This window comes from Bradyrhizobium sp. LTSP885 (assembly GCF_000938305.1).
GTDB lineage: Bacteria > Pseudomonadota > Alphaproteobacteria > Rhizobiales > Xanthobacteraceae > Bradyrhizobium.
The window spans coordinates 223,979-245,940 of the sequence record NZ_JYMT01000006.1 but is presented as its reverse complement, the minus strand read 5'-3'; the positions used below and the strand labels follow the sequence as shown (position 1 = coordinate 245,940).

17 protein-coding genes and 1 pseudogene are annotated in these 21,962 nt (G+C 57.3%); 15 read left to right on the top strand and 3 right to left on the bottom strand.

From position 1 onward, the window contains the following. Nucleotides 1-98: 98 nt before the first annotated feature. The 10 genes from UP09_RS05815 to UP09_RS37430 all read left to right on the top strand — a co-directional run bounded on the left by UP09_RS05815 (nucleotide 99) and on the right by UP09_RS37430 (nucleotide 9,483). On the top strand, nucleotides 99-1,412 hold the full coding sequence (locus UP09_RS05815) for an ABC transporter substrate-binding protein (RefSeq protein ID WP_044537074.1): 1,314 nt from the start codon (nucleotides 99-101) through the stop codon (nucleotides 1,410-1,412). Nucleotides 1,413-1,626: 214 nt separating this feature from the next. Beyond that, entirely contained in the window at nucleotides 1,627-2,538 is a 912-nt protein-coding gene (locus UP09_RS05810; RefSeq protein WP_044537139.1) for a carbohydrate ABC transporter permease, read from the top strand. 11 nt (nucleotides 2,539-2,549) lie between these two features. Beyond that, the gene (locus tag UP09_RS05805) at nucleotides 2,550-3,377 is read left to right on the top strand and encodes a carbohydrate ABC transporter permease (protein WP_044537073.1); all 828 of its coding nucleotides are present in this window, start codon (nucleotides 2,550-2,552) and stop codon (nucleotides 3,375-3,377) included. Between the two features lie 26 nt (nucleotides 3,378-3,403). Continuing rightward, nucleotides 3,404-4,522: an ABC transporter ATP-binding protein gene (locus UP09_RS05800; protein ID WP_044537072.1), complete on the top strand. Its 1,119-nt coding sequence runs from the start codon at nucleotides 3,404-3,406 to the stop codon at nucleotides 4,520-4,522. 41 nt (nucleotides 4,523-4,563) lie between these two features. Then, complete coding sequence (locus UP09_RS05795) at nucleotides 4,564-5,337, top strand: SDR family NAD(P)-dependent oxidoreductase (RefSeq protein WP_044537071.1); 774 nt, start codon at nucleotides 4,564-4,566, stop codon at nucleotides 5,335-5,337. 16 nt (nucleotides 5,338-5,353) lie between these two features. Further along, complete coding sequence (locus UP09_RS05790) at nucleotides 5,354-6,124, top strand: L-iditol 2-dehydrogenase (RefSeq protein ID WP_044537070.1); 771 nt, start codon at nucleotides 5,354-5,356, stop codon at nucleotides 6,122-6,124. 51 nt (nucleotides 6,125-6,175) lie between these two features. After that, nucleotides 6,176-7,117: a tagatose kinase gene (locus UP09_RS05785; protein WP_044537069.1), complete on the top strand. Its 942-nt coding sequence runs from the start codon at nucleotides 6,176-6,178 to the stop codon at nucleotides 7,115-7,117. Nucleotides 7,118-7,487: 370 nt separating this feature from the next. Continuing rightward, nucleotides 7,488-8,081 (top strand): PAS domain-containing protein, encoded by a 594-nt coding sequence (locus UP09_RS05775; protein ID WP_052832977.1) that lies wholly within the window; start codon nucleotides 7,488-7,490, stop codon nucleotides 8,079-8,081. A 663-nt stretch (nucleotides 8,082-8,744) separates the two neighbouring features. Further along, nucleotides 8,745-8,900, top strand: coding sequence for a hypothetical protein (locus UP09_RS37435; RefSeq protein WP_156164472.1), 156 nt, complete (start codon nucleotides 8,745-8,747; stop codon nucleotides 8,898-8,900). Nucleotides 8,901-9,102: 202 nt separating this feature from the next. Then, the gene (locus UP09_RS37430) at nucleotides 9,103-9,483 is read left to right on the top strand and encodes a hypothetical protein (protein ID WP_156164471.1); all 381 of its coding nucleotides are present in this window, start codon (nucleotides 9,103-9,105) and stop codon (nucleotides 9,481-9,483) included. Nucleotides 9,484-9,566: 83 nt separating this feature from the next. Here the strand turns inward: UP09_RS37430 and UP09_RS38715 are convergent, their stop codons facing one another. After that, a complete protein-coding gene (locus UP09_RS38715) occupies nucleotides 9,567-9,689 on the bottom strand; it encodes a hypothetical protein (RefSeq protein WP_283805975.1) in 123 nt (40 codons plus the stop codon). A gap of 328 nt (nucleotides 9,690-10,017) precedes the next feature. Between UP09_RS38715 and UP09_RS05765 the strand changes: the two genes are divergently transcribed. The 5 genes and pseudogenes from UP09_RS05765 (at nucleotide 10,018) to UP09_RS36780 (ending at nucleotide 19,974) form a co-directional block, all read left to right on the top strand. Continuing rightward, entirely contained in the window at nucleotides 10,018-11,724 is a 1,707-nt protein-coding gene (locus UP09_RS05765; protein WP_044537066.1) for a methyl-accepting chemotaxis protein, read from the top strand. Nucleotides 11,725-11,823: 99 nt separating this feature from the next. After that, complete coding sequence (locus UP09_RS05760) at nucleotides 11,824-13,506, top strand: methyl-accepting chemotaxis protein (RefSeq protein WP_044537065.1); 1,683 nt, start codon at nucleotides 11,824-11,826, stop codon at nucleotides 13,504-13,506. Between the two features lie 321 nt (nucleotides 13,507-13,827). Next, a pseudogene (locus UP09_RS38405) lies at nucleotides 13,828-14,469 on the top strand (substrate binding domain-containing protein). Nucleotides 14,470-15,189: 720 nt separating this feature from the next. Further along, nucleotides 15,190-16,218, top strand: coding sequence for a PAS domain-containing protein (locus UP09_RS05750; protein WP_082070001.1), 1,029 nt, complete (start codon nucleotides 15,190-15,192; stop codon nucleotides 16,216-16,218). Nucleotides 16,219-16,743: 525 nt separating this feature from the next. Next, a complete protein-coding gene (locus tag UP09_RS36780; RefSeq protein WP_052832975.1) occupies nucleotides 16,744-19,974 on the top strand; it encodes a sensor domain-containing protein in 3,231 nt (1,076 codons plus the stop codon). A gap of 122 nt (nucleotides 19,975-20,096) precedes the next feature. On the opposite strand, the gene UP09_RS36775 is transcribed toward UP09_RS36780, so the two are convergent. Beyond that, entirely contained in the window at nucleotides 20,097-20,882 is a 786-nt protein-coding gene (locus UP09_RS36775) for an SDR family oxidoreductase (protein WP_082069991.1), read from the bottom strand. A 39-nt stretch (nucleotides 20,883-20,921) separates the two neighbouring features. Then, entirely contained in the window at nucleotides 20,922-21,860 is a 939-nt protein-coding gene (locus tag UP09_RS05740) for a dihydrodipicolinate synthase family protein (RefSeq protein ID WP_044537064.1), read from the bottom strand. Between the last annotated feature and the right edge of the window lie 102 nt (nucleotides 21,861-21,962).

Genomic DNA, 21,962 nt, shown 5'->3' with positions numbered 1-21,962 from the left:
TTGACGTTCGCGAACTTTTTGTGCGACGCTGGCTTGGTCGGGAGGGATCCCGGACCAAGAAAGCAATTAACAGGGGTGGAAACGTGCGGAGGAACGCCATGAGACAGGCGCTATCGGGTACTGCGGTGGTCATTGCAGCAGTGTGCAGCGTGTTGGGAACGGCCCGGGCGGAGACGCTCACGATCGCGACCGTCAACAACTCCGACATGATCATCATGCAAAAGCTTGCTCCTAGATGGGAGGCGGCGACCGGCAACAAGCTGAATTGGGTCGTGCTCGAAGAGAACGTGCTTCGTCAGCGCGTCACGACCGACATCGCCACCAAGGGCGGCCAGTTCGATATTTTGACTATTGGCGCTTACGAGACGCCGATCTGGGGCAAAGCGGGCTGGCTCGACGCGGTCGACAACCTCGGGGCCGACTACGACTATGCCGACATTTTTGAGCCAGTGAAGAATGGGCTGTCGGCTGACTCCAAGCTTTTCGCCGTGCCGTTCTACGCCGAGAGCTCATTCACGCTCTACCGGAAAGACCTGTTCGAGAAGGCCGGGCTCACCATGCCGGAGCAACCGACCTATGACCAGATTAAGGAATTCGCCGACAAGCTCACGGACAGATCCAAGGAACAATATGGAATCTGCTTACGCGGAAAGCCGGGCTGGGGAGAGAACATGGCGTTCCTCGGAACGCTGGTGAACACCTTCGGCGGCCGATGGTTCGATATGAAGTGGGAGCCGCAGTTGACTTCAGAACCATGGAAGAAGGCCATCGCCTTCTACATTGATCTGATGAAGAACGACGGCCCGCCGGGCGCTACGTCCAATGGCTTCAACGAGAATCAGGCGGCATTCGCGACCGGCCATTGTGCGATGTGGATCGACGCTACCTCTGGAGCCGGGCGTATCTTTGATCCCAAGCAGAGCCAAGTCTACGACAAGACCGGTTTCGCCAAGGCGCCGATTGAGGTCACTCCGAATGGCGCGGGATGGGCATGGTCCTGGGCGTTGGCCATACCGGCTTCCTCGAAAAAGGAGGCGGCAGCGAAATCATTTCTGAAGTGGGCGACCTCTAAGGACTACGTCAAGCTGGTTGGCGAAACGCAAGGCTGGGTCGCGGTCCCGCCTGGTACCCGGAAGTCCACCTACGACAATCCCGACTACCAGAAGGCAGCACCTTTTGCCGGAATGGTGCTGAAAGCGATTCTCTCCGCCGATCCTGCCCATCCCACCAAGGACCCAGTACCCTATACCGGCGTCCAATTCGTGGCCATTCCCGAGTTCGCGGCGTTGGGCACGACCGTCGGTCAAGACATCGCGGCGGCACTCTCCGGCAAGCAGACGGTAGATGCGGCCCTGAAATCGGCACAGGATGACGCGACGCAGACCATGCAACAGGCCGGTTACATCAAGTAGGCGCGACGCGCGGGAGTAAGTATCCTCCCATGCCGCTCAATAGCGTGCGAGTTTCCTCCCAGACTCTCGGTCGGGCCACAATCCCGACCGACATTTCGAAAAGATCATCGATGACGTTGTCCGGCTCATGGCGACCACGCCGTTTTGCCTCCGATTGCTCAATCTGCAACGTCGCCCGCGAAAGCGCGCGAACTTTGAGTTTGGCCACAGCGCGATGACATCATCACTCGCCAAGGTCGGGTTCGGCGTTTTCAAACCCAAGGATAGTCGCGCCCCTCGGACGGGCGCCTTGCTCGCGCCTGCCGTCGGCCTTCTGTTGATCTGGATGATTGTGCCGCTGACGATGACCCTGTGGTTCTCGTTCCAACGGTATAATCTGCAGAACCCTCTGATCTCTGGCTTCGCCGGCTTCAACAATTACAAGTTTCTGCTCCTTTACAAGACCTTGTGGATTTCGATCGGGAATACATTGGTCCTCGTGGGCTCTGTCCTCTCGCTCACTATCGTTTTTGGTGTCCTATTCGCCGTTGTGTTCGACGAGGCTTTCTTCGGACGCAACATTGCTCGTCTCCTCGTGATCGCGCCATTCTTCGTTATGCCGACCGTCAGCGCGTTGATCTGGAAAAATCTTCTCATGCACCCAGTGAACGGGCTCTTCGCGTGGATCACGCGCTCGCTCGGGCTTGGCGTTGTCGATTGGTTTGCGCAAGCACCGATGATTTCGATCATCATCATAGTGGCGTGGCAGTGGATACCCTTCGCCAGTTTGATCCTCATGACCGCAATGCAATCGCTTGACCGCGAGCAGATGGAAGCAGCCTACCTGGACGGCGCCAGGGGGCTATCGATGTTCTGGTTCATCACGCTTCCCCACCTTTTCCGGCCGATATCCGTGGTGGTGATGATCGAAACGATTTTCCTGCTTGCGGTCTTCGCTGAGATCCTTGTCACGACATCAGGCGGCCCGGGCAACGCAACTACTACTCTGACATACCTGATCTATCTCAAAGCACTGCTGCAATGGGACGTTGGCGGCGCGTCGGCGGCCGGCGTGATCGCCATCATTCTCGCTAACGTCGTTGCGGCATTCCTGATCCGCACCGTCGCCCGCAACCTTGCCGATTGACGAGGGGTGTCATGGCTAAAATTCGGGGGAAATCCTCAACAATCTGGCGAGGGGGTGTTGGTTGGACATCGGCTCTCGTGATGTTTTTCCCCATTTTCTGGATGCTTCTTGCCTCGTTCAAGACCGAGATCGACGCGGTCACAACGCCACCCCTCCTGTTCTTCACGCCCACGTTTGAAAATTTCGCGGCTGTCAACCAGCGCGCTGATTATTTTGCCTATGCCTGGAACAGCCTCGCCGAGTCTCTCGGCGCTACCTTGCTCGGGCTCGCCATCGCGGTTCCCGCCGCCTATGCAGCGGCGTTCTTCCCGACCAAGAGGACCAAAGACCTGTTGCTGTGGATGCTGTCGACCAAGATGCTGCCGGCGGTGGGCGTCCTCGTGCCGATGTATCTGCTGTTCCGCGATACCGGACTTCTGGACACGCGCACAGGCCTGATCATCGTATTTACCCTGTCGAACCTGCCCATTGTTGTGTGGATGCTTTACTCCTTCTTCAAGGAAGTTCCATACGAGATCCTTGAGGCAGGTCGGATGGACGGCGCGCGGGCGGGAGCGCAGATCCGGCTTCTCCTGATTCCGTTGACTCTACCCGGCATCGCCTCCACCGCGCTGCTCTCCGTCATTCTTTGTTGGAACGAGGCGTTCTGGAGCCTCAACCTCACCGCCGCCAAGGCCGGGCCGTTAACCGCCTTCATCGCCTCTTTTTCCAGTCCGGAAGGTCTGTTCTGGGCCAAGCTTTCCGCGGCCTCGACGCTGGCCATAGCCCCGATCCTGGTGTTTGGGTGGTTGACGCAGCGCCAACTCGTGCGCGGCCTCACCTTCGGAGCCGTCAAGTAGTAACGAAAGACGAAGGGAGCAAAACCATGGCGCAACTCAGCCTGCGGAACGTCGCCAAGTCGTTCGGCACCGTAAACATCATCAAGGATTTGAACCTCGAGATTGCCGACCGGGAGCTATGTGTGTTCGTCGGCCCGTCAGGCTGCGGCAAGTCAACGCTGCTGCGGATGATCGCCGGCCTCGAGGAGATCACCTCGGGTGATCTTATGATCGACGGGGAACGTGTCAACGATGTGCCGCCCGACGTTCGGGGTCTCGCCATGGTTTTTCAAAGCTATGCGCTCTATCCGCATATGACGGTGCGCGACAACATGGCCTTTGCGCTGCGCCTCGCCGGTGTCTCCAGGCAGGAGCGCTATGCCAGGATCGACAAAGTGGCGGATCTGCTTCAGCTGAGACCCTACCTTGATCGCCGCCCCAAGGCGCTCTCCGGGGGCCAGCGTCAGCGCGTTGCGATCGGCCGCGCCATTGTGCGTGAGCCAAAAGTCTTTCTGTTCGACGAGCCGCTCTCAAATCTTGACGCCGCACTGCGTGTCCAGACACGAATTGAGCTCGCCCGGCTCCACGAGCGGCTCAATGCCACCATGATCTATGTGACTCACGATCAAGTTGAGGCGATGACCTTGGCCGACAAGATAGTGGTTCTGCGCGACGGCCATATCGAGCAAGTCGGTTCACCACTGGAACTCTACCATCATCCGTGTAACCGTTTCGTCGCGGGTTTCATTGGATCCCCAAAAATGAACTTCTGCTCCGTAAAGGTTAAGGCGCCATCGAGCAGCGGCGTCAGCATCGATCTTCCGGGAGGCGCCAGCATGGTCGCACCTGTTGCGGCAACGCGCCTGAAGGAGGGCGAGCCGCTGATCCTCGGCGTCCGTCCTGAACATATGAAGGTGATCGGGCCGGCAGGCGACGGCCCGATCACCTTTTCAGGCGAGGTCATGGTGGTCGAACGTCTGGGCGGGCAGACATTCCTCTACGTGCAGGCGACACCCGAGGATCTGTTCATTATTGCGGTCGATGGCGACAGCCTCGTCAAGGTGCATGACCGGGTGGCCTTGGGCTTCGCCCCCAAGGAGTGTCATCTGTTCGACCACGGCGGCACAGCGCTCGAACAGCTCGCACGGCACCCACTGGCGGCGTGAGCAAACCCGCGACAGCGCTGACCGGTGACAAGGGAAAATCCATGTACATGCAGAAATACGATCTCAGGGGTCGCAGCGCTGTCGTCACTGGCGGAGGGCGGGCAATAGGGCTTGCCTGCGTCGAGGCTCTGGCGGAGGCCGGCGCCAAGGTCATTATCGCAGACTGCGACGCCAGGATCGCGGCGGAAGGACAGGCCGAGATGAAGGCGAAAGGCTTCGAAGTCGACGTCGTTATGATGGACGTGACCAAATCCGTCGAAGTGACGGCCGTCGCTGACGACCTAGCGAGCAAACATCACGGTGTTGACATCCTGATCAACAACGCCGGCATCGCGCGCTCCGACACGCCCGCGGAGAAAGTCGCCGATGAACATTGGCTGAATGTGATCGACGTCAATCTCAATGGCGTCTTCTGGTGTTGCCGCGCCTTTGGTCGACACATGTTGGCCAAGGGATCGGGCTCGATCGTCAACATTGGTTCGATGTCAGGCTTCATCGTCAACAAGCCGCAGCCCCAATCGTACTACAACGCCTCCAAGGCGGCGGTGCATCACCTCACAAAGTCGCTCGCGGCCGAATGGGCCGGTCGAGGTCTGCGCGTCAACGCAGTGGCGCCAACCTATATCGACACGCCGTTGAATCGCTTCGGCATTGAAAATCCCGAAATATACAAGCACTGGATCGGCGGCACGCCGATGGGACGGATGGGACGCATTGACGAGATCGGCTCGGTCGCGCTGTTCCTCGCGTCGGATGCCGCGAGCTTGCTCACCGGATCGATCGTGTTGGCTGATGGCGGCTACAGCTGCTGGTGAGGACAGGAATCTCGAGATGAGACTCAAGGACAAGATTGCGATTGTGACCGGTGGCGCCAGAGGCATTGGCGAGGCGATCGTACGAGCCTATGTCTCCGAAGGAGCCACTGTGGTCATCGCGGACGTGGAGATGGTCAAGGCAGAGGCTCTGGCGGTCGAACTCGCCGGCAAGACCCTTGCGATCCGACTCGACGTGCGCGACACGGCGTCCATTGACGCGCTGGTCGCGGCCACTGTTTCCAAGCTGGGCGGCGTCGACATCCTCGTCAACAATGCCGGAGTCTTCAACATGGGCCCGTTGTCCGAAATCACGGAGGCGGACTTTGACAGGCAGTTCGGCATCAATGTCCGTGGCCTGATTTTTGTGACGAAGGCGGTCGCGGCCCAGATGCAGAAGCAAGGCCGCGGCGGCAAGATCATCAACATGGCCTCTCAGGCAGGCCGGCGAGGCGAGGCGAATGTGACGGTTTATTGCGCCTCGAAGGCCGCGGTGATCAGCATTACCCAGTCGCTCGGCCTCGAACTCATCAAGAGTCGTATCAACGTCAACGCGATTGCGCCCGGTGTGGTCGATACCCCGATGTGGGATCACGTCGACGCGCTGTTTGCCAAATACGAGAAGCGTCCAGTTGGCGAAAAGAAGCGCATTGTTGGGGAGGCGGTTCCCGCGGGCCGCATGGGCGTCCCGGACGACTACCGCGGGCCAGCGATTTTCCTCGCATCCGCCGAATCCGACTATGTCGTCGCGCAGACCCTCAATGTCGATGGTGGCAATTGGATGAGTTGAGCGGCCGCCGCGGCGCTGCGCGCAGCGACCGCTCATACTAGGGAAAATGCAATGCTGGTGACAATCGGTGAAATCCTTGTGGAGATCATGGCTACGACGATAGGGATCGGCTTCCATGAGGCGCAGCCTTTGATCGGCCCGTTCCCGAGTGGCGCGCCAGCGATCTTCATCGATCAGGTCGCGAAGCTTGGTGTCCCATGTGGCATGGTCGGCGCCGTCGGTGACGATGATTTCGGACGCCTCAATATTGAGCGCCTTGCGGGCGATGGGGTCGATGTCTCAGCCATTTCGATTCAACCGGACATCGCAACCGGCTCGGCCTTTGTGCGCTATCGCGAAGATGGCTCCCGTGACTTCGTCTACAACATCCTGCGCAGCGCGAATAGCCGGATCGAATTGAGCGCAGCGGCCGAACGGCTGATCGCTTCGGCCGATCACTTGCATGTAATGGGCTCGACGTTGTCGATTCCTGCCGTCCAGACGATCACGGAGACCGCGGTCGCGCGGGTGAAAGCCCGTGGTGGAACAATCTCGTTCGATCCGAACGTCCGCAAGGAGATGCTCGGGGACGCATCGCTGGGCGACGTTCTTCGTCGCATCCTTGCGGTGACAGATATCTTCATGCCTTCGGGTGACGAAATCTTCCTCTTCGCCCCTGCGGATGACCCGGCGCAGGCCGCGCAGCGGTTGATCGCCGGAGGCGTCGCGGAACTTGTCTTGAAGCGCGGGGCCGCCGGCGCACAGGTCTTCACCGTCGCCGGCTGCGTTGATGGGGCGCCGTTCTCTGTTAACGAGGTCGATCCGACCGGGGCGGGCGATTGCTTCGGGGCGACCTTTGTTGTGTGTCGTCGCCTCGGCATGACAGCTGATCGAGCGCTGGCCTATGCCAACGCTGCCGGAGCCCGCACGGTGACAGTAATGGGTCCGATGGAGGGCGCCTCCACATTTGCTGAGCTGGATACCTTAATCGCGGAAAGGAGCCAGCGGGCGTGACAGGAATTCTCTCTACTCACTCTTGGGCCGAGCCTACCGCCTCCGCCTTGACGAGCGATGGTGGCGGGTTATGTGGCGGCAGGCTTCTCGAAGGTCTATCTCGACGCTTCTATGGGATGCGTCCCCGTCATCTCCGCCTCCACAACCTGAACGAACGGTCCTCAAGCACAACAAACCCCGCCGCCTGATCAAGTCTCTCAAGAAGCGCGACACCAAATTCAGTGAGCATTTGCCCGCCGAACTGCCCTAACAAGGAGCGCGACCACCTGCTTAGTGTGATGCGACACGACATGCTTTTGTCGCCCAAAATAAGCGAGAGGCCGGTTGCCATCGTTCTCAATGTCGAGTTCGGAATGTTTCCGACGGATAAATGATCGCGCGTCTCACCGGCCAAGTGTGCCGGTTGGCAAAGTTCAAGGCGGATTTCTCGAACAGAAATATCCCCCCGATCTTTGCGTCGGCGTCCCAGAAGCTATCTTTGTTCCGGCCGACATACGAAGAAATCGATCAGAGAATTCATCCCGACGATCGCCGTTTGAATGGTGGTGTGAAGGACGTGCTGCGGGACATGTTGCGCGATGGCTTGCGTCTGCGGGAGTCCGGCGCCACGTTCCGATGGTTCAGGTGCAGTGCCGTGCCTATCCAGAAACCGGACGGCAGCGTCCAGGAGTGGATAGGCATTTCTGTCGATGTTCACAACGAGAAACGATTCGATCTCTCTGCTCCGCCATCCAAGCTCACCGGTGCGCAAATGCGTGCGGCCCGCGGAATTCTGAACTGGTCCGTTAAGCAGTTTGCGAAGCAGTCGCGCGTGTCGCCGGCGGTGGTGCGGCGGCTTGAGGAATATGACGGCGCATTGCCGGTGTCCGACGAGTTGATAGAATTATTTCAGAAGACACTTTCAGATGCAGGGATCGAACTTTTGTTTCCGCCAGTAGGAAAGCCCGGCGTCCGGCCGCGGTAGCTGCGAGCAGCTTTGCGCGAAGGGTGTCGTGCGGCCTTGGCCCGAAGGCAGTCGCAATAGCATTTTATCTTTTCGTCACGAGAGAGTGTAGTCGCCTCCGCAAAACTGTTGCGATCGCTCTGGTTCTCGTTCCGCTTTGTCTGGTCGCCGACGACTCTAGCTTTTTCCGAAAAGTCATAAGGCGCATCCTGGAAAAGCTCGATTGCCCGATTATCGAAGCCCATAATCGCGAGGAGGCGCCAGCTAGAGGCGTGAGATCCCTGAGGTTTGCATCAGTTTTTTTGTGTCGCAAGCGAAGGTCAAAATTTTTACTTGCGCCATCCAGGTGGCGTGATCGGCCGCATTTTTTTCAACCATCTCGGCTGAGATGGATTTTTTTTGTTATTCGGTCGATGGTTTGGGTAAATTTTGCTTAACGCCGTTCTAATTATTTTCCTTAATGATATCTCGTACGCGCAGACGTACTGGAGAAGGAAATGCAGAGCTAGATCAGGACGATCACGTTACCCAGACCGGTACATCACTAGCGAGCTCGCCAAATAGGGCGATGCCTTCAGCGCCGACACCAGTCAGTCCCCCGCGAATACTCGGGTGGCTTAAGTCCGATCAGCCTTCGCAGGTACCTCAGACATCCCCAAAACCAAGAAAGCAACTGGAGAGATCTTGGCCATGTCTACCCCCTCTCGCCTCGATGCGTCCGCGAAGCCTAACCTGCTTTTTGAGCTAGGCAACATGAAAATCCGCACTCGAATCTTCGCCGGCTTCGGCGCGCTGATAATTCTCGGCGCTGGTCTCGCCGGATACATGCTGGCAGCCTGAGGTCAGACAAGTGGACAATATTTGGAACTGCGTTGCAGTTGGTTAGCTCCCGGATGTGGAGAAGAGGGACGTCAGTGAAAACGCGTTGATTGCCGATGGATCGATCGTCACTTGGTCCTGCGCCGCATCGGAGTGTTACGAACATACTTTCGACTGAAACTATTGGGGACGTCACATGCCTTGTGCATCGCAAAATCCATCTGTGTCCGAACTTGCGCGGATCAATTGCCGAGCGACCGATGAAAGGTTTCGGATTCCAACCGTTACAAAAGCAACCACCGCAGACGACGCACCTACAGACGCCGCTATAGCCAACGTTTGTGGATTTCCATTAAGAGAAGATAGATACAACATTACACAGACTAAGATCATGTGCGAAATGTTGCGCGAAAGCATTGGTTCAATGCAGCAAAGCCTCAAGACGCTGGAGAGTCTCGTTGCAAAGATCGACGCGAAAAATACGCGCGAAAAACTGCAGCAACAAATAAAATCAATGGAAGGGGCGCTGTCGCTGCGATTGGATGAGCTGTCTAGCATAGATCGTATGCTGCAGATCTCGCTTCGTCAAACCCATCGACGTTGATGCTCCGATGTCTTTTACTTGCCCGCGTTCGCATCCTCACCAAGATCCTCGCCATCGAGTTGCCTACCATCAACAGTGCGACGTTAGAAGCGCAGGCTGCAATGCTTGGTATCCGCGCCGAACAGTTTGCTGCGAATGGACACCACCGAGGTGTCGGCGAAGGCGACGGTAGATTGCAAATTCGCGATCGCCAGCGTGCGCGCCAAGCTCGACGCCAATGCCGTAGAAATGGGAGGTTGGTCCAATGAACGACATTAGTTTCACTTTCGTTAGCCTCCCGAAAACGGGAGCATGGCGGACATCACTGCATTCGCGTTTGTGCTAAAACTGCGACCTTGACGTCAATGGAAAGGGTAATTGCAGCGATGCGAAGGAAGGAAAATTGAGACGTGCTTGCCTGCATTCGGTTGTACGCCCGCCCCCGGCATACGGGGCCGAAACTTAGCTTAATGTAGAACCTCGAATGTGTGCTTCAACCAGAGATACACATTAGCCCGAGATTTCTGAATAAGGTGACCCTACATAGAGGTTGAAATGTCCTTCCTTGCCCACTTCCGTATCCTCACCAAAATCCTCGCCATCGTCATGCTGATGGCCGCTGTCGCCGGCGCTATTAGTTGGATTGGCATAATCTCGCTGGGCTCGCTGAACGAGGGTGCCAAATACATGCGCACTGCGTCGAAGCGTGCGCTTGTCGCGGCTCGCGCCAATCAGAACGTGATCGCGCTCAACCGCGCCGAGTTACACGCAGCTTTGGACCCGCGTCCGGAGAGCCGGGATCAGGTAAAAAAGGTCGTCGCTGAGCAGACCAAGATCTTCCTCGAACGGATCGATGAACTCGGCGAAACCCATGACGAACAGGCCAGGGCCATGATGCCCGCCATCAAGGAGGCGTGGGCCGCTTATCAGCAGGGCATGGAAGATAGCGATCGCCTCGCTGAAGGGGTGAAGGACGCCAAGTTGAGCGAACAAACCGAACGGGTGCGTGATTCGGCGATGAAAAACCAGGAGCAGGCGGAAAAATTGCAAGTCGCCGTCCGGGCCGTCTCCAACCGGTTGTCGGAGCGCATTGAGGACCAGGCCAAGGCGGCGGACGAGGAATATCGCTCGACCTCGCGCCTGATGATGATCGTGGCGGCGGTCGGAACTTTGTTCGGCATGCTCGGCGGCTTCATGATTGGCCAGTTCGGTGTCGCGAAGCCGATCCACGCCATCGTCGAATTGCTGCGCAAGCTCGCCAATGGCGACTTCTCCGTCGAGGTCCTTGGCACCGATCGTAAGGACGAGATTGGCGAAATTGCCAAGGCTGCCGTGTCGTTCAAGGACAACGGATTGGCCAAGGTCCGGATGGAGCAGGAGCGGAAAGACACCGAGAAGCGCTCGGCCGAACAGCGCAAGGCGGACATGATCAAGCTGGCCGACGATTTCGATGGCGCGGTCGGCGAGATCATCGAAACCGTCTCATCGGCTTCAACAGAACTTGAAGCCTCCGCGGGAACACTGACCAACACCGCGGAACGCGCCCAGGAACTCACCACCGCGGTCGCAGCCGCTTCCGAGGAAGCCTCCACCAATGTGCAGTCGGTGGCCTCAGCGACTGAGGAATTGTCCTCATCCGTCAACGAGATCAGCCGTCAGGTGCAGGAATCGGCGCGGATGGCCAATGAGGCGGTCGAACAGGCCCGCAAAACCAACGATCGCGTCAGTGAACTGTCCCAGTCTGCTGCTCGGATCGGCGACGTGGTCGAGTTGATCAACACCATCGCCGGGCAGACTAATCTCCTGGCGCTCAACGCCACCATCGAGGCGGCGCGGGCGGGCGAAGCCGGTCGCGGCTTCGCGGTTGTGGCTTCCGAAGTGAAAGCATTGGCCGAGCAGACCGCGAAGGCGACTGGTGAGATCGGGCAGCAGATCATGGGCATCCAGGCGGCGACGCAGGAGTCGGTGGGTGCGATCAGGGAGATCAGTGGCACGATCGAGAAACTGTCCGAGATCTCGGCGACTATTGCTTCCGCCGTCGAAGAGCAGGGTGCGGCGACGCAGGAGATTTCCCGCAACGTGCAACAGGCGGCACTGGGTACCCGGGACGTCTCATCCAATATCGTCGACGTGCAGCGCGGCGCCAACGAGACCGGTTCGGCGTCGTCTCAGGTTCTGTCGGCAGCGCAATCGCTGTCCAGCGACAGTAATCGCCTCAAGCTTGAAGTCGGCAAGTTCCTCAACTCGGTGCGTGCCGCCTAACAACAATAGCCCCGCTCCCTTTGGACGAACAGACGAAATCCCTCCGAAAGGTGCAAAACAGTTCGGCAAAACGCGGTGAACTCAAAAGGATATCGATCGATGATATTTTCCCGCATCAGCTTTAAGCTTGCCGTCATGGTGGGTCTCAGCCTGGCCGGCATGGTGGTGATGGCGCCGATCGCGCTTTACTCCATGCGCGCGCAGATGATGACCGACCGTCAAGCCAAGACGCAGCAGATGGTCGATGTCGGTTACGGGATCCTGACCCACTATCAGAAGCTGGAAACCGACGGCAAGCTCTCACGTGACGACGCTCAAAAGGCCGCGATCGAGGAAATCAAAAGCCTGCGCTATGACAAGGTCGAGTATTTTTGGCTCAATGATATGTCGCCGAATATGATCATGCATCCGATCAAGCCTGAGCTTGACGGCAAAGCACTCGGCGAGATGAAGGATCCGAGCGGCAACCGGTTGTTCGTGGGAGTCGTCGATATCGTGAAGGCCCAGGGCGCCGGGTTCTACAGCTATCTCTGGCCGAAGCCCGATTTCGAGCAGCCGGTGTCGAAGATCTCCTACGTCAAGGGCTTCGCACCGTGGGGTTGGATCCTCGGTACGGGCATCTATCTCGACGACGTCGATGCGGTGTTCCGTCAGACAGCTGAGATGTTCGCGGTTGTTTGCTTCGTGGTGTTGGCACTGGTTCTGGCCGGAGCGATCTTCATTGGCCGCGGCGTGACACGGCCGCTCACGATCATTACAAACCTGACTGATCGGCTGGCGTCCGGCGATACAGCTTTCGAGGTTCCCTTTACGGCGCGCAAGGATGAGGTCGGCGGGCTCGCTAAGTCGCTGCACGTGTTCAAGGACAATGCCAGGGCGATGGCCAAGATGCACGCCGAGCAGGCGCAGCTGAATACGGAGGCCGATGCGGAGAAGCGCAGAACCATGATGGAATTGGCCGGTAAATTCGAGGCCAGCATCCAGGCGGTTGTCGGCGACGTGATTCAGGACGCGAACGAAATGCAGGGCACGGCGCAAGGAATGTCTCGCACCGCCAGCCATGCGAGCGACCGCGCCAAGGCGGTGGCGAACGTCAGTCAGGACGCGTCCGCGAACGTACAAACGGTGGCATCGGCCGCGGAAGAACTCTCAGCGTCGATAGCCGAGATCACTCAACGCGTGAGACAAGCGGCCCAGATTGCCGACAAGGCCGCAAGTGACGGTCAGCGCACCAACGAGACGGTTCGGGGCCTCGCGGTGGCCGCGCACAAGATCGGCGAAGTGATCGGCCTGATTAATGACATCGCTTCACAGACCAATCTGCTGGCGCTAAATGCCACGATCGAAGCGGCGCGCGCCGGCGAAGCAGGCAAGGGCTTTGCTGTCGTCGCCAGCGAGGTCAAATCGCTGGCCGGCCAGACGGCAAAGGCCACCGAAGAAATTGGCGCGCAGATAACTGCGATTCAGACCGAGACTCAACAGGTAGTCGAAAACATCCAGAGCATTCGCAACACCATTATGGAAGTGAACGAAATTTCGTCTTCGATTGCTGTGGCTGTGGAACAACAGGGCGCTGCGACGCGGGAAATCGCTTCGAGCGTGCAGAAGGCTGCATCCGGCACCAATCAGGTCTCGTACGACATCACGGATGTCACCGCAGCGACGACGGAAACAGGCCACATGGCTGACTTGGTGCTGCAGTCAAGCGACCGGCTGGGCCACAAGCTGCAGGCGCTTCAGGACGAGGTATCGAGCTTCCTCACCCATGTGAGAGCAGCCTAACATTCCCATCATCTTAGATGATGTGTGCCCAAGAACGCCGGGGCGTGATCGGTGCGATAGTTGGCAGCCATAACTTATCGCGAAGAAATACGTTCGGTGTCCGGTCTCGCGGGACCTTTTCGCTCGATTTTAGCTTCCGGACCAAAGCCGGAAGTGGAAACATACCACGCAAGAATCAGCTCGGCAGGCGTCCATGAGTGTATTGCCTGTCAATAAGCGTCCAAAGGTGCCCCCTCCAACGCTAGGTGGATCAATAGCTTAGCGTGCCGATCGGCGTCGGGAACCCGCGCCGATTAACAATGGGGTGCTTCGCCGCGCAATATCGTTGATGTTTGGGGGCTATCCGCCCCCACCACATTCACGCGATCCTGTATTTTGCCGGAGTTGCCGACATTTTTGCGCGCATACCCGGAAATAGATATCGAGATTCAACTCGGCGAAGAAATGATAGACCTCGCCGCCCACGGCATCGACCTTGCCGGCTGGGCCCATAATATCGACGGTCTTCCGGGTCACGTGTCGCGCAAGCTGTTCACATTTCCTTGGATAGCTTGTGCCGCACCGGATTACCTTAATGTCCACGGCGTGCCGCAGACGCCGATGGATTTGGCGGGCCATGTGCAAATTGCGTTCCGAAACAAAGGGACTGGCCAAATCGACAGTTGGCGTTTTGCCTCGCCGTTGGATGCGACGATGATCCGCCACGTACCCCGACCAAAGCACGTTTTCGACGATGGCGCGGCCGCCTAGACCCTCATCCGGGCTGGATTTGGAATAGGATGGTTCCCAGCATGGCTTGCGCTGGATGATCTAAGGAGCGGCGACGTGGTCGAGGTATTGAAGGCGTGGAGGGCGGCCGAGGCCCCGCTTTTCGCGGTGCGGCTCGATAGGCGCCTGACTTCCAAGCGCAATCAAGCCGTCATGGAATTTCTCGCCGGCTTATCGTCCAAGTGGCAGGTATAGAAGATTATCAACTGCGGTTAGATCAACAAGACGGGCGCGCCGAGCGTATAGCTTGCGGCCTGGACCGCGAACATCTGCTGACGCTGGCCGGCACGAGGCTTTACCATGTCCGATGTCAGCTCGCCGAGCGCATGTCTCCCGTCAGAGCTCTGACAATTAAACGACAGAACTGCACTGCTCATTTTCTGGCGTGACTGGATTGCGCCTTTGGAATTTTATGTCGCAAAGCCTTTAGGTTTGGTAACTTTTTGCCCGCGCGGGCGCCGGGCCAAAGCTGCCTTGCCCACCGCGCCCAATTGCTTAGCGAAGGATCGCTCTGATCGAGCAGGCCCAGGGCATGATCAAGCTGTTTCAATCGGCTGACCAGGCGCACGGAGAATGTGGGTGGAGGCAACATCGTTCTCGACGATGCGGCCCTTTCTAAAGTCCGCTAGGCCACACAGGTGATGTCGCTATGTCGGTGTCTCGACAGTAGCAAAAATGATATCGTAATTTCACGGTAAGCATTCCTCGGATTTCTTCTGAGCGCGGTGAAAAACCTCACCACCTGGAACAAAGCTGTGAACGACGATTAAAAGTATTGGCCTCGGCTGGAGACAATCAGGTATGGATACATGTGTATACAATCAGTATGGGCAGAAATTGAATTGCTTGTAATTTTTGCTCGACTGGATTTTGCCCAGTTAGAATTCTTCCAGGAGCAAGCGAAGGAGTTTGATATTGTTTCGGTTCGGGGGCGACCGCGACGCAGCTGATACGTTTCGGTTTATTGAAGAGAAGCTTTGCGTCGGGACTTGGCATACTGATGTCTTAAGCGGGCAAATACGCTGGTCGCGCGGCTTCTATGAGCTGCTGGGATTGGTTCCCGGCACGGTTGCTCCGTCATACGAAGAGATCGATCGGAGAATTCATCCCGAAGATCGCCGTTTGAATCGCGGTGCGAATGACGTGTTGCGGGCCATGCTGCTCGACGGCTTGCCGCTCAAGCGCGAATTTCGCATCATCAGGCCAAATGGCCAGCTGCGCTGGGTTCATAGCCATGCTGAGCTTTTGCTCAATGCAGTCGGTGAGCCGGTCAGGATTCTGGGCGTGGTGCTCGACATCACCAATAGCCGGGAATCATTGCTGCCGCTCAGGGCTGACGTCGATCGCTACAACGCACTCATCCGGGTGGCGGAAGGGCTCGTGTGGACCGCCAGCCCCGATGGACGCATCACGGCGCTGCAGAACTGGAAAACTGCGAGGCAAGACGGCCCCCTTCTGGCTTGTGGGAATGACTGGGTGGACCTGCTGCATGAAGAAGATCGCGATGCCGCGTTGAAAAATTGGTCGGTCTCGGTCGAGACCGGGCTGCCTTACAAGGTCGAGCATCGTTTGCTGCAGCCAGACGCCACGTACCGATGGTTCAGGTGCAGTGCCGTTCCCATCCTGAATCAGGATGGCGGCGTCCAGGAGTGGATGGGCGTTTCCACCGATGTGCACAACGAGAAACTATTCGGCCTCTCTGCTCTGCGGCCCAGGCTCACCGGTGCGCAAATGCGCGCGGCCCGGGGAATTCTGAACTGGTCCGTCAAGCAGCTTGCGGATCAGACGGGCGTGTCGCCGGCTGTGATACGGCGGTTTGAGGAATGCAACAGCGCATTGCTGGTGTCGGACGAATTGATGGAAGTATTTCAGAGAACATTTTCAGATGCAGGGGTCGAACTCTTGTTTCCGCAAGTCGGCAAGCCGGGTGTCCGGCCGCGATAGCTGCGGGCAGCCCTCCGCGAAAGGCATCCATGCGCCTTCGCCGGTACGCAATCGCGATAACATTTATCTCTTGTCGGCGATGATCGAGAGGGAACGTATGCGTCTCATGAGAAATTGTGCCAATCGCTCTGGCTGCTGATCCGCCTCGGTTGGGTCAGCCACTCTGTTGTCTTTTGTTTGAGCATTATCTTTGCCGAAAATTTACGTCACACCTTTCATGCAGTGTCTGCTCTAATTTCATGCACGATTATTGAGGCTCGTTTCGGCTCTTAGTTTTGTGCATCGCTCGACAAGATGAAAAAATTCTAATTCTCCGCGCGCAACGTCGGACTGCATACAAAATTTGCTTTCTCCTGCGATTGGCCTGTATTTTTTGCTTATTCGTTCGTCGCGCGAACAGTTTTTTCTTAACGTCATTTGAATTATTTTCCTTCAGGATGTGTCCCGCACGCTGACGTGTCGGAAGAACACCTTGTCATCGTGCTCCAGCATCGAAGCTGAAATCAGAACTGTGCGGACGATAGAATGTCGGTTGCCAGCAGTAACACGGAATCCGAATACGCTCTCCACTGCCTGCTGACTGAGGCAGTTTCCGATTATGCGGTCCACATGATCGACCCGGACGGATTTGTAGTGTGCTGGAACGCCGGTGCGCAACGTATCAAAGGATATGCGGCAGAGGAAATTCTCGGTCGTCACTTTTCCATCTTCTATTCCAACGAGGATCAGGCGGCGGGCAGGCCTCGTCTGGCCCTCATCGCGGCGTTGAAGGATGGCAGGTTCGAAGCCGAAGGTTGGCGTCTGCACAGGGATGGAAGCCGCTTTTGGGCGCAGATCCGGATCCAGCCGGTCTACGGTAGTGGCGGCACGCACGTCGGGTTCGCAAAGATTACGCGCGATCTCACCGAGAAGAGGGCTGTCGAAGATCGTCTGCAGGATGCTACGCGTAATCTCGAACTGGCACTCCGTAGCATGCCTCATGGCATTGCTCTCTATGACGCTGACGAGAAGCTCGTTTACGCGAATGAAATGTACGCAGATATGTTCGGCGTCCGACGAGACGCGGTGCGTCCCGGAATGGTCCTCTACGACGTCCTTCTGGCGATGGCCACGGCTCAGAAGACGCATCCAGATCCGGAAAAAGTCGCTCGCACATTATACGAGCAGCTTCGATCGAACGCCCGGCGCGGTGAATGCTCAAGCTATATCCTTGAGTATGCGCGTTGTCGCTTCGTCTCGATCGAGACGCAGATGATGCACGACGGTTCTTGGGTGTCGCTCCTTAAGGACATCACGGAGCAGAGACGCACGGAATCGGCGCTGCGGGATAGCGAGCAGCGCTATCGGGACGTCTTCGACAATTCTTCCGATTGCGTCTTCGTTGTGGAAGTTACACCCGAGCATCGGTTCAAGTTCGAACGGCTGAATCCGACGGCCGAACGCACGATCTCCCTCGCCAACGCGGAGGTGCGTGGCAAGTTCATCGAAGACATCCTGCAACCCGCCGTCGCCCAGGACCAGATCTCGAACTACAACGCTTGTCTCAAGGCAGAAGCGCAGATCCGATATGAGGAAGCCATCAAGCTTCCGACCGGGGACCGCCAATTTGAGACGACTCTCATTCCCGCTCGCGGACATGATGGAGCAATCCGGCGCATCATCGGCATCGCTCGCGATATTACGGAGGAGCGTCAGCTCAACCAGATCCGGGTCGAGCGCGAGGGCTATTTCTATACGCTGGTCGAGAACTCGCCCGACGCCGTCGTGCGCTACGACCGGAATTGCCGGCGTATCTACGCCAATCCGGCTCATGAGCGAATCACGGGGTTCCTTGCGGCGACCGGGATAGGAAAAACGCCGATCGAACTCGGCGTCTTCGGGCCAAAACTCGCAGCATCCTTCCAGGAGCGTATCGAGCGAGTACTCGCGACGGGTACCGCCGATGAGATCAATATCGACTTCGTCACGAATGGTGAGGGTGCACATTTCTGGATCCGCGCGGTACCGGAGATGGATGTGGACGGTGCGATCGTCAGCGTCCTGACGATCGCCCGTGACGTGACCGAGCGTATCAAAGCGGAGCGGCAATTGCGGCAACGCGAGCAGGAGTACCGCACTCTTGTCGAGAATTCGCCCGACTTCATTGCGCGCTACGACCAGCAGGGTCGTCGCCTCTACGTCAACCCCGCCATGCAGAGGGAATTGGGCATTGCCGCGACGCCGCTCGGCGCGGAGCCGGACCCCGGTGCCTTCGTGGCCAAGATGCGCGCCGTTTTGAACCAGGGCACGGTTCAGGTATTGGAAACTACCTATTCGACCGTGGACGGGCGGCTCCAATGGGCGCACGTGCGCCTCACGCCGGAACTTGACGAGCAAGGTACCGTCACCAGTGTCCTCGTCGTCAGCCACAATATTACGGAACTCGTCGAGAGTCGTGACAGGATCGACCGCCTCGCTTTCTACGATCCGCTCACCGATTTGCCGAATCGCACTTCGCTGCTCGATTACGTTCAGAAGCACATCGCAGGCAACGGGAAGACAGATACTACCTTCGGGTTTATGATGCTCGATCTCGACCGCTTCAAGGATGTGAACGACACACTGGGACATGCCATCGGCGACATGCTCCTACGCGAGGTGGCGCAGCGGCTGCGTCGCTGCACGCGTGCTGAAGACATGATCGCACGTTTTGGCGGTGACGAATTCGCGATCCTGCTGCCGAACATGCCAAACAAGGAGGGACTCGCCGCCGCGGCAGCCCGGATCCTGTGTGCGCTTGCTGAGCCCATGCATCTCGCTAATCGCGAAATCACGGTATCCGCCAGCATCGGCATCGCTCGCTATCCGGCGGACAGCGAGGATTTCCCGGAAATTCTTAAGAGTTCTGACGCGGCGATGTACAAAGCCAAAAGCACTGGCCGCAACAACTACCAATTCTACGATGCCGAGATGATGGCGCGCGCTGTCCAGCGCATGATGATCGAGGCAACCTTAAGAAAGGCGCTGTCACGCAACGAATTTGAACTTTATTATCAACCGCAAGTCCTGCTGCCGTCAGGCCGTATCATCGGTGCGGAAGCTCTGCTGCGCTGGCACCATCCCGACTTAGGATTGTTGAGCCCCGACAGGTTCATTTCCATTGCGGAGGAGACCGGGCTGATTGTCGAAATCGGCCGGTGGGTCATCGAAACCGCCTGCCGCGCCGCAGTCGAGTGGAATTGTAATCGCGCCGAACCGCTTCTGGTGTCCGCAAACATTTCCCCTCGCCAGGTCACGCACAACGATCTTGCCGCTGTCGTTGCCGACGCACTCGCCGTAACGGGCTGCAAACCGCAATGGCTATGCCTGGAGGTTACCGAAAGCCTCTTTCTAGAAGACAAGCACAATGCCAAGACAACCCTGGATGCGCTGAAACAATTGGGCGTGTCGATCGCCATCGATGATTTTGGGACAGGATACTCTGCCCTCAGCTACCTCAACACTTTCCCCATCGATGTCTTGAAGATCGATCGATCCTTTGTCCGTGACATAGGCATGGACCTCAAAAAGACAGAGTTGACGAGGGCGATCATCGGCCTCGCAAGGGCTCTGAGGCTCAAGCTCGTCGCAGAGGGGGTCGAGACCGAGCTGCAGAGCGCTATTCTGGAAGAGAGTAGATGTCTCATCGCGCAGGGATATCTCTATGGCAAGCCGGTGCCGGGGGGGGCGTTCACAGGGATGCTCTCGCTAACGCAGAGTGAAAGACTCCACACCTAATCAAGAGGCTGTTCGGCTTATGTATCTGGAAACAGACGTCCTCCGTTCAATGCGACGGCAGGCGTACCGCGATATCGTCGATTGCGCCTAGGTGCGAGACGCAGACATACCGGAGCAAACGCTCAGATGCTCGCAATAAGGCCACCGTCAACTCGGATAACCGAGCCGGTCACATATGAAGCACGCTCACTGGCAATAAACGCCACCACGTCGGCATATTCCTGCGGATTACCATAGCGGCCTACGGGTATGGATGACGAGCTTTCCGCAGCTACGTCGTCGGGCGCACGATTTTCTCGCTTCGCTTTTTGCTCATCAAGGAACTGGATACGCTGGGTTGCTACGCGGCCAGGAAGAACGATATTCGTTGTTATACCGTCGCAGCCAACTTCGCGCGCAAGTGTCTTCGACCAACCCACCAAAGACAAACGCAGCGCGTTAGAAATACCAAGATTGGGAATCGGTGAGACAACGCCTGATGAAGTCGATGTTATTATACGGCCCCATTGTTTTCGACGCATGTGAGGCAGGACGCGATCGGAAATCGCGATCACTGATAATACCATGGCTTGGAAGTGCTTCAACCATAGGTCCGGTGTTTGGCCGAATGCTGGGGTTGGCGGTGGACCGCCTGTGTTATTAATGAGAATATCTACGTTTCCGAATTCTCGTTCAATCGTCGAAACTTGATCGTCAATGACGGAGAGATCTGTTAGATCCCACACGAGGGGAATTGCCCGACCACCGCGCGCGATGATGTTGGCTGCAGCTTTCTTGACCGCTTCGCAATTGACATCAGCAACCGCAATCTGAGCACCTTCTTCACTCAATATTTGGGCTATAGCGCTGCCGAGCCCGCCTCCCCCGCCAAGAACGAGAGCCGTTTTATTCCTGAGGCCTAATTCCATATTGAATTCCTTCCGGAACAATTGATTAAAACAGGGGTATCAAACGAAAGTATATGTTGCTCGCCCGTCGACGCGCGCCAAGCGCGAAAGAAGATAGTCGACCTCCGCCTTGCCGGCGGCGCTTAGGCCAGAACTTGGCTTTCTTTGCGTCTCGGACGAAATAATGCGCCGTTTTGCCATAACATATTTGCGAACGGCGAGGCCGATACCTTGTTGTTGCTCGTAACGAACAAGAGGAAGGTGAGCATCAAACAAATCGTGAGCTTCGTCACGCCGGCCCAACTTGGAAAACCGTACTACGTCAACCAACATTTCGGGAAACGCATAGCCGGTCATCGCTCCATCGGCGCCACGCTCCATTTCAAAGTCAAGAAATAGCGCGCCATTGCCCGTGAGAATTGAGACGGAGCGCATCGATCCATTCTTTTGAAAATCGCGCAATATCGATATCTTCTCAAGTCCCGGCCAATCCTCATGTTTCAGCATCTGACAGCTTGGGTTCTCCTGAACTATGCGTCGGATCACTGCCGGCGTCATCACAACAGATAGCGTCAGTGGGTAGTCCTGCAATACCCACGGAATATCTGGGCCGATTGCCTCAACCGCTTGGTGAAAATAGTTAGCGATCTGATCGTCCGTACGAAGAGATGGCACTGGAGCAATCATGACTCCCGCTGCCCCGGCATCCATCGCGCTACGCGCAAGCGATCGCATGGCCGCGAAACCGGCCGCCGAAACTCCAACAATGACAGAGAGTCCCTTGGCCCGTCGAATCACTTGTGTCGCGACAGCGATCGCCTCTTCATGTTCAAGCTTTGGAGCCTCACCCATAATTCCAAGCACGGTAATGCCGTCACAGCCGGCCTCACCATAGAAGTCACACATCCTATCGATCGATATTTGATCTAGTTGTCCATCTTCATCGAACGGTGTTGGAGCGATAGCAAAAGTACCGGGTGATTCCAGTTTCGGTTTCATGATTGTGTCGCTTCCAGCTTCTTCAAGCAATTCCTTACGGGCGATATATTATGTGCGATAGGATGCTCAAGAGAAATTTCCGCGCCTCTCGCTGCAAAGGCT

Bases quoted from the DNA above. Each gene is read 5' to 3' on its own strand.
- UP09_RS05805 (WP_044537073.1), top strand. From the start codon at position 2,550: ATGGCTAAAATTCGGGGGAAATCCTCAACAATCTGGCGAGGGGGTGTT.
- UP09_RS36780 (WP_052832975.1), top strand. From the start codon at position 16,744: ATGTCGGTTGCCAGCAGTAACACGGAATCCGAATACGCTCTCCACTGC.
- UP09_RS36775 (WP_082069991.1), bottom strand. From the start codon at position 20,882: ATGGAATTAGGCCTCAGGAATAAAACGGCTCTCGTTCTTGGCGGGGGA.
- UP09_RS05810 (WP_044537139.1), top strand. From the start codon at position 1,627: ATGACATCATCACTCGCCAAGGTCGGGTTCGGCGTTTTCAAACCCAAG.
- UP09_RS05760 (WP_044537065.1), top strand. From the start codon at position 11,824: ATGATATTTTCCCGCATCAGCTTTAAGCTTGCCGTCATGGTGGGTCTC.
- UP09_RS05740 (WP_044537064.1), bottom strand. From the start codon at position 21,860: ATGAAACCGAAACTGGAATCACCCGGTACTTTTGCTATCGCTCCAACA.
- UP09_RS05800 (WP_044537072.1), top strand. From the start codon at position 3,404: ATGGCGCAACTCAGCCTGCGGAACGTCGCCAAGTCGTTCGGCACCGTA.
- UP09_RS05785 (WP_044537069.1), top strand. From the start codon at position 6,176: ATGCTGGTGACAATCGGTGAAATCCTTGTGGAGATCATGGCTACGACG.
- UP09_RS05775 (WP_052832977.1), top strand. From the start codon at position 7,488: ATGATCGCGCGTCTCACCGGCCAAGTGTGCCGGTTGGCAAAGTTCAAG.
- UP09_RS05815 (WP_044537074.1), top strand. From the start codon at position 99: ATGAGACAGGCGCTATCGGGTACTGCGGTGGTCATTGCAGCAGTGTGC.
- UP09_RS05795 (WP_044537071.1), top strand. From the start codon at position 4,564: ATGTACATGCAGAAATACGATCTCAGGGGTCGCAGCGCTGTCGTCACT.
- UP09_RS05765 (WP_044537066.1), top strand. From the start codon at position 10,018: ATGTCCTTCCTTGCCCACTTCCGTATCCTCACCAAAATCCTCGCCATC.
- UP09_RS05790 (WP_044537070.1), top strand. From the start codon at position 5,354: ATGAGACTCAAGGACAAGATTGCGATTGTGACCGGTGGCGCCAGAGGC.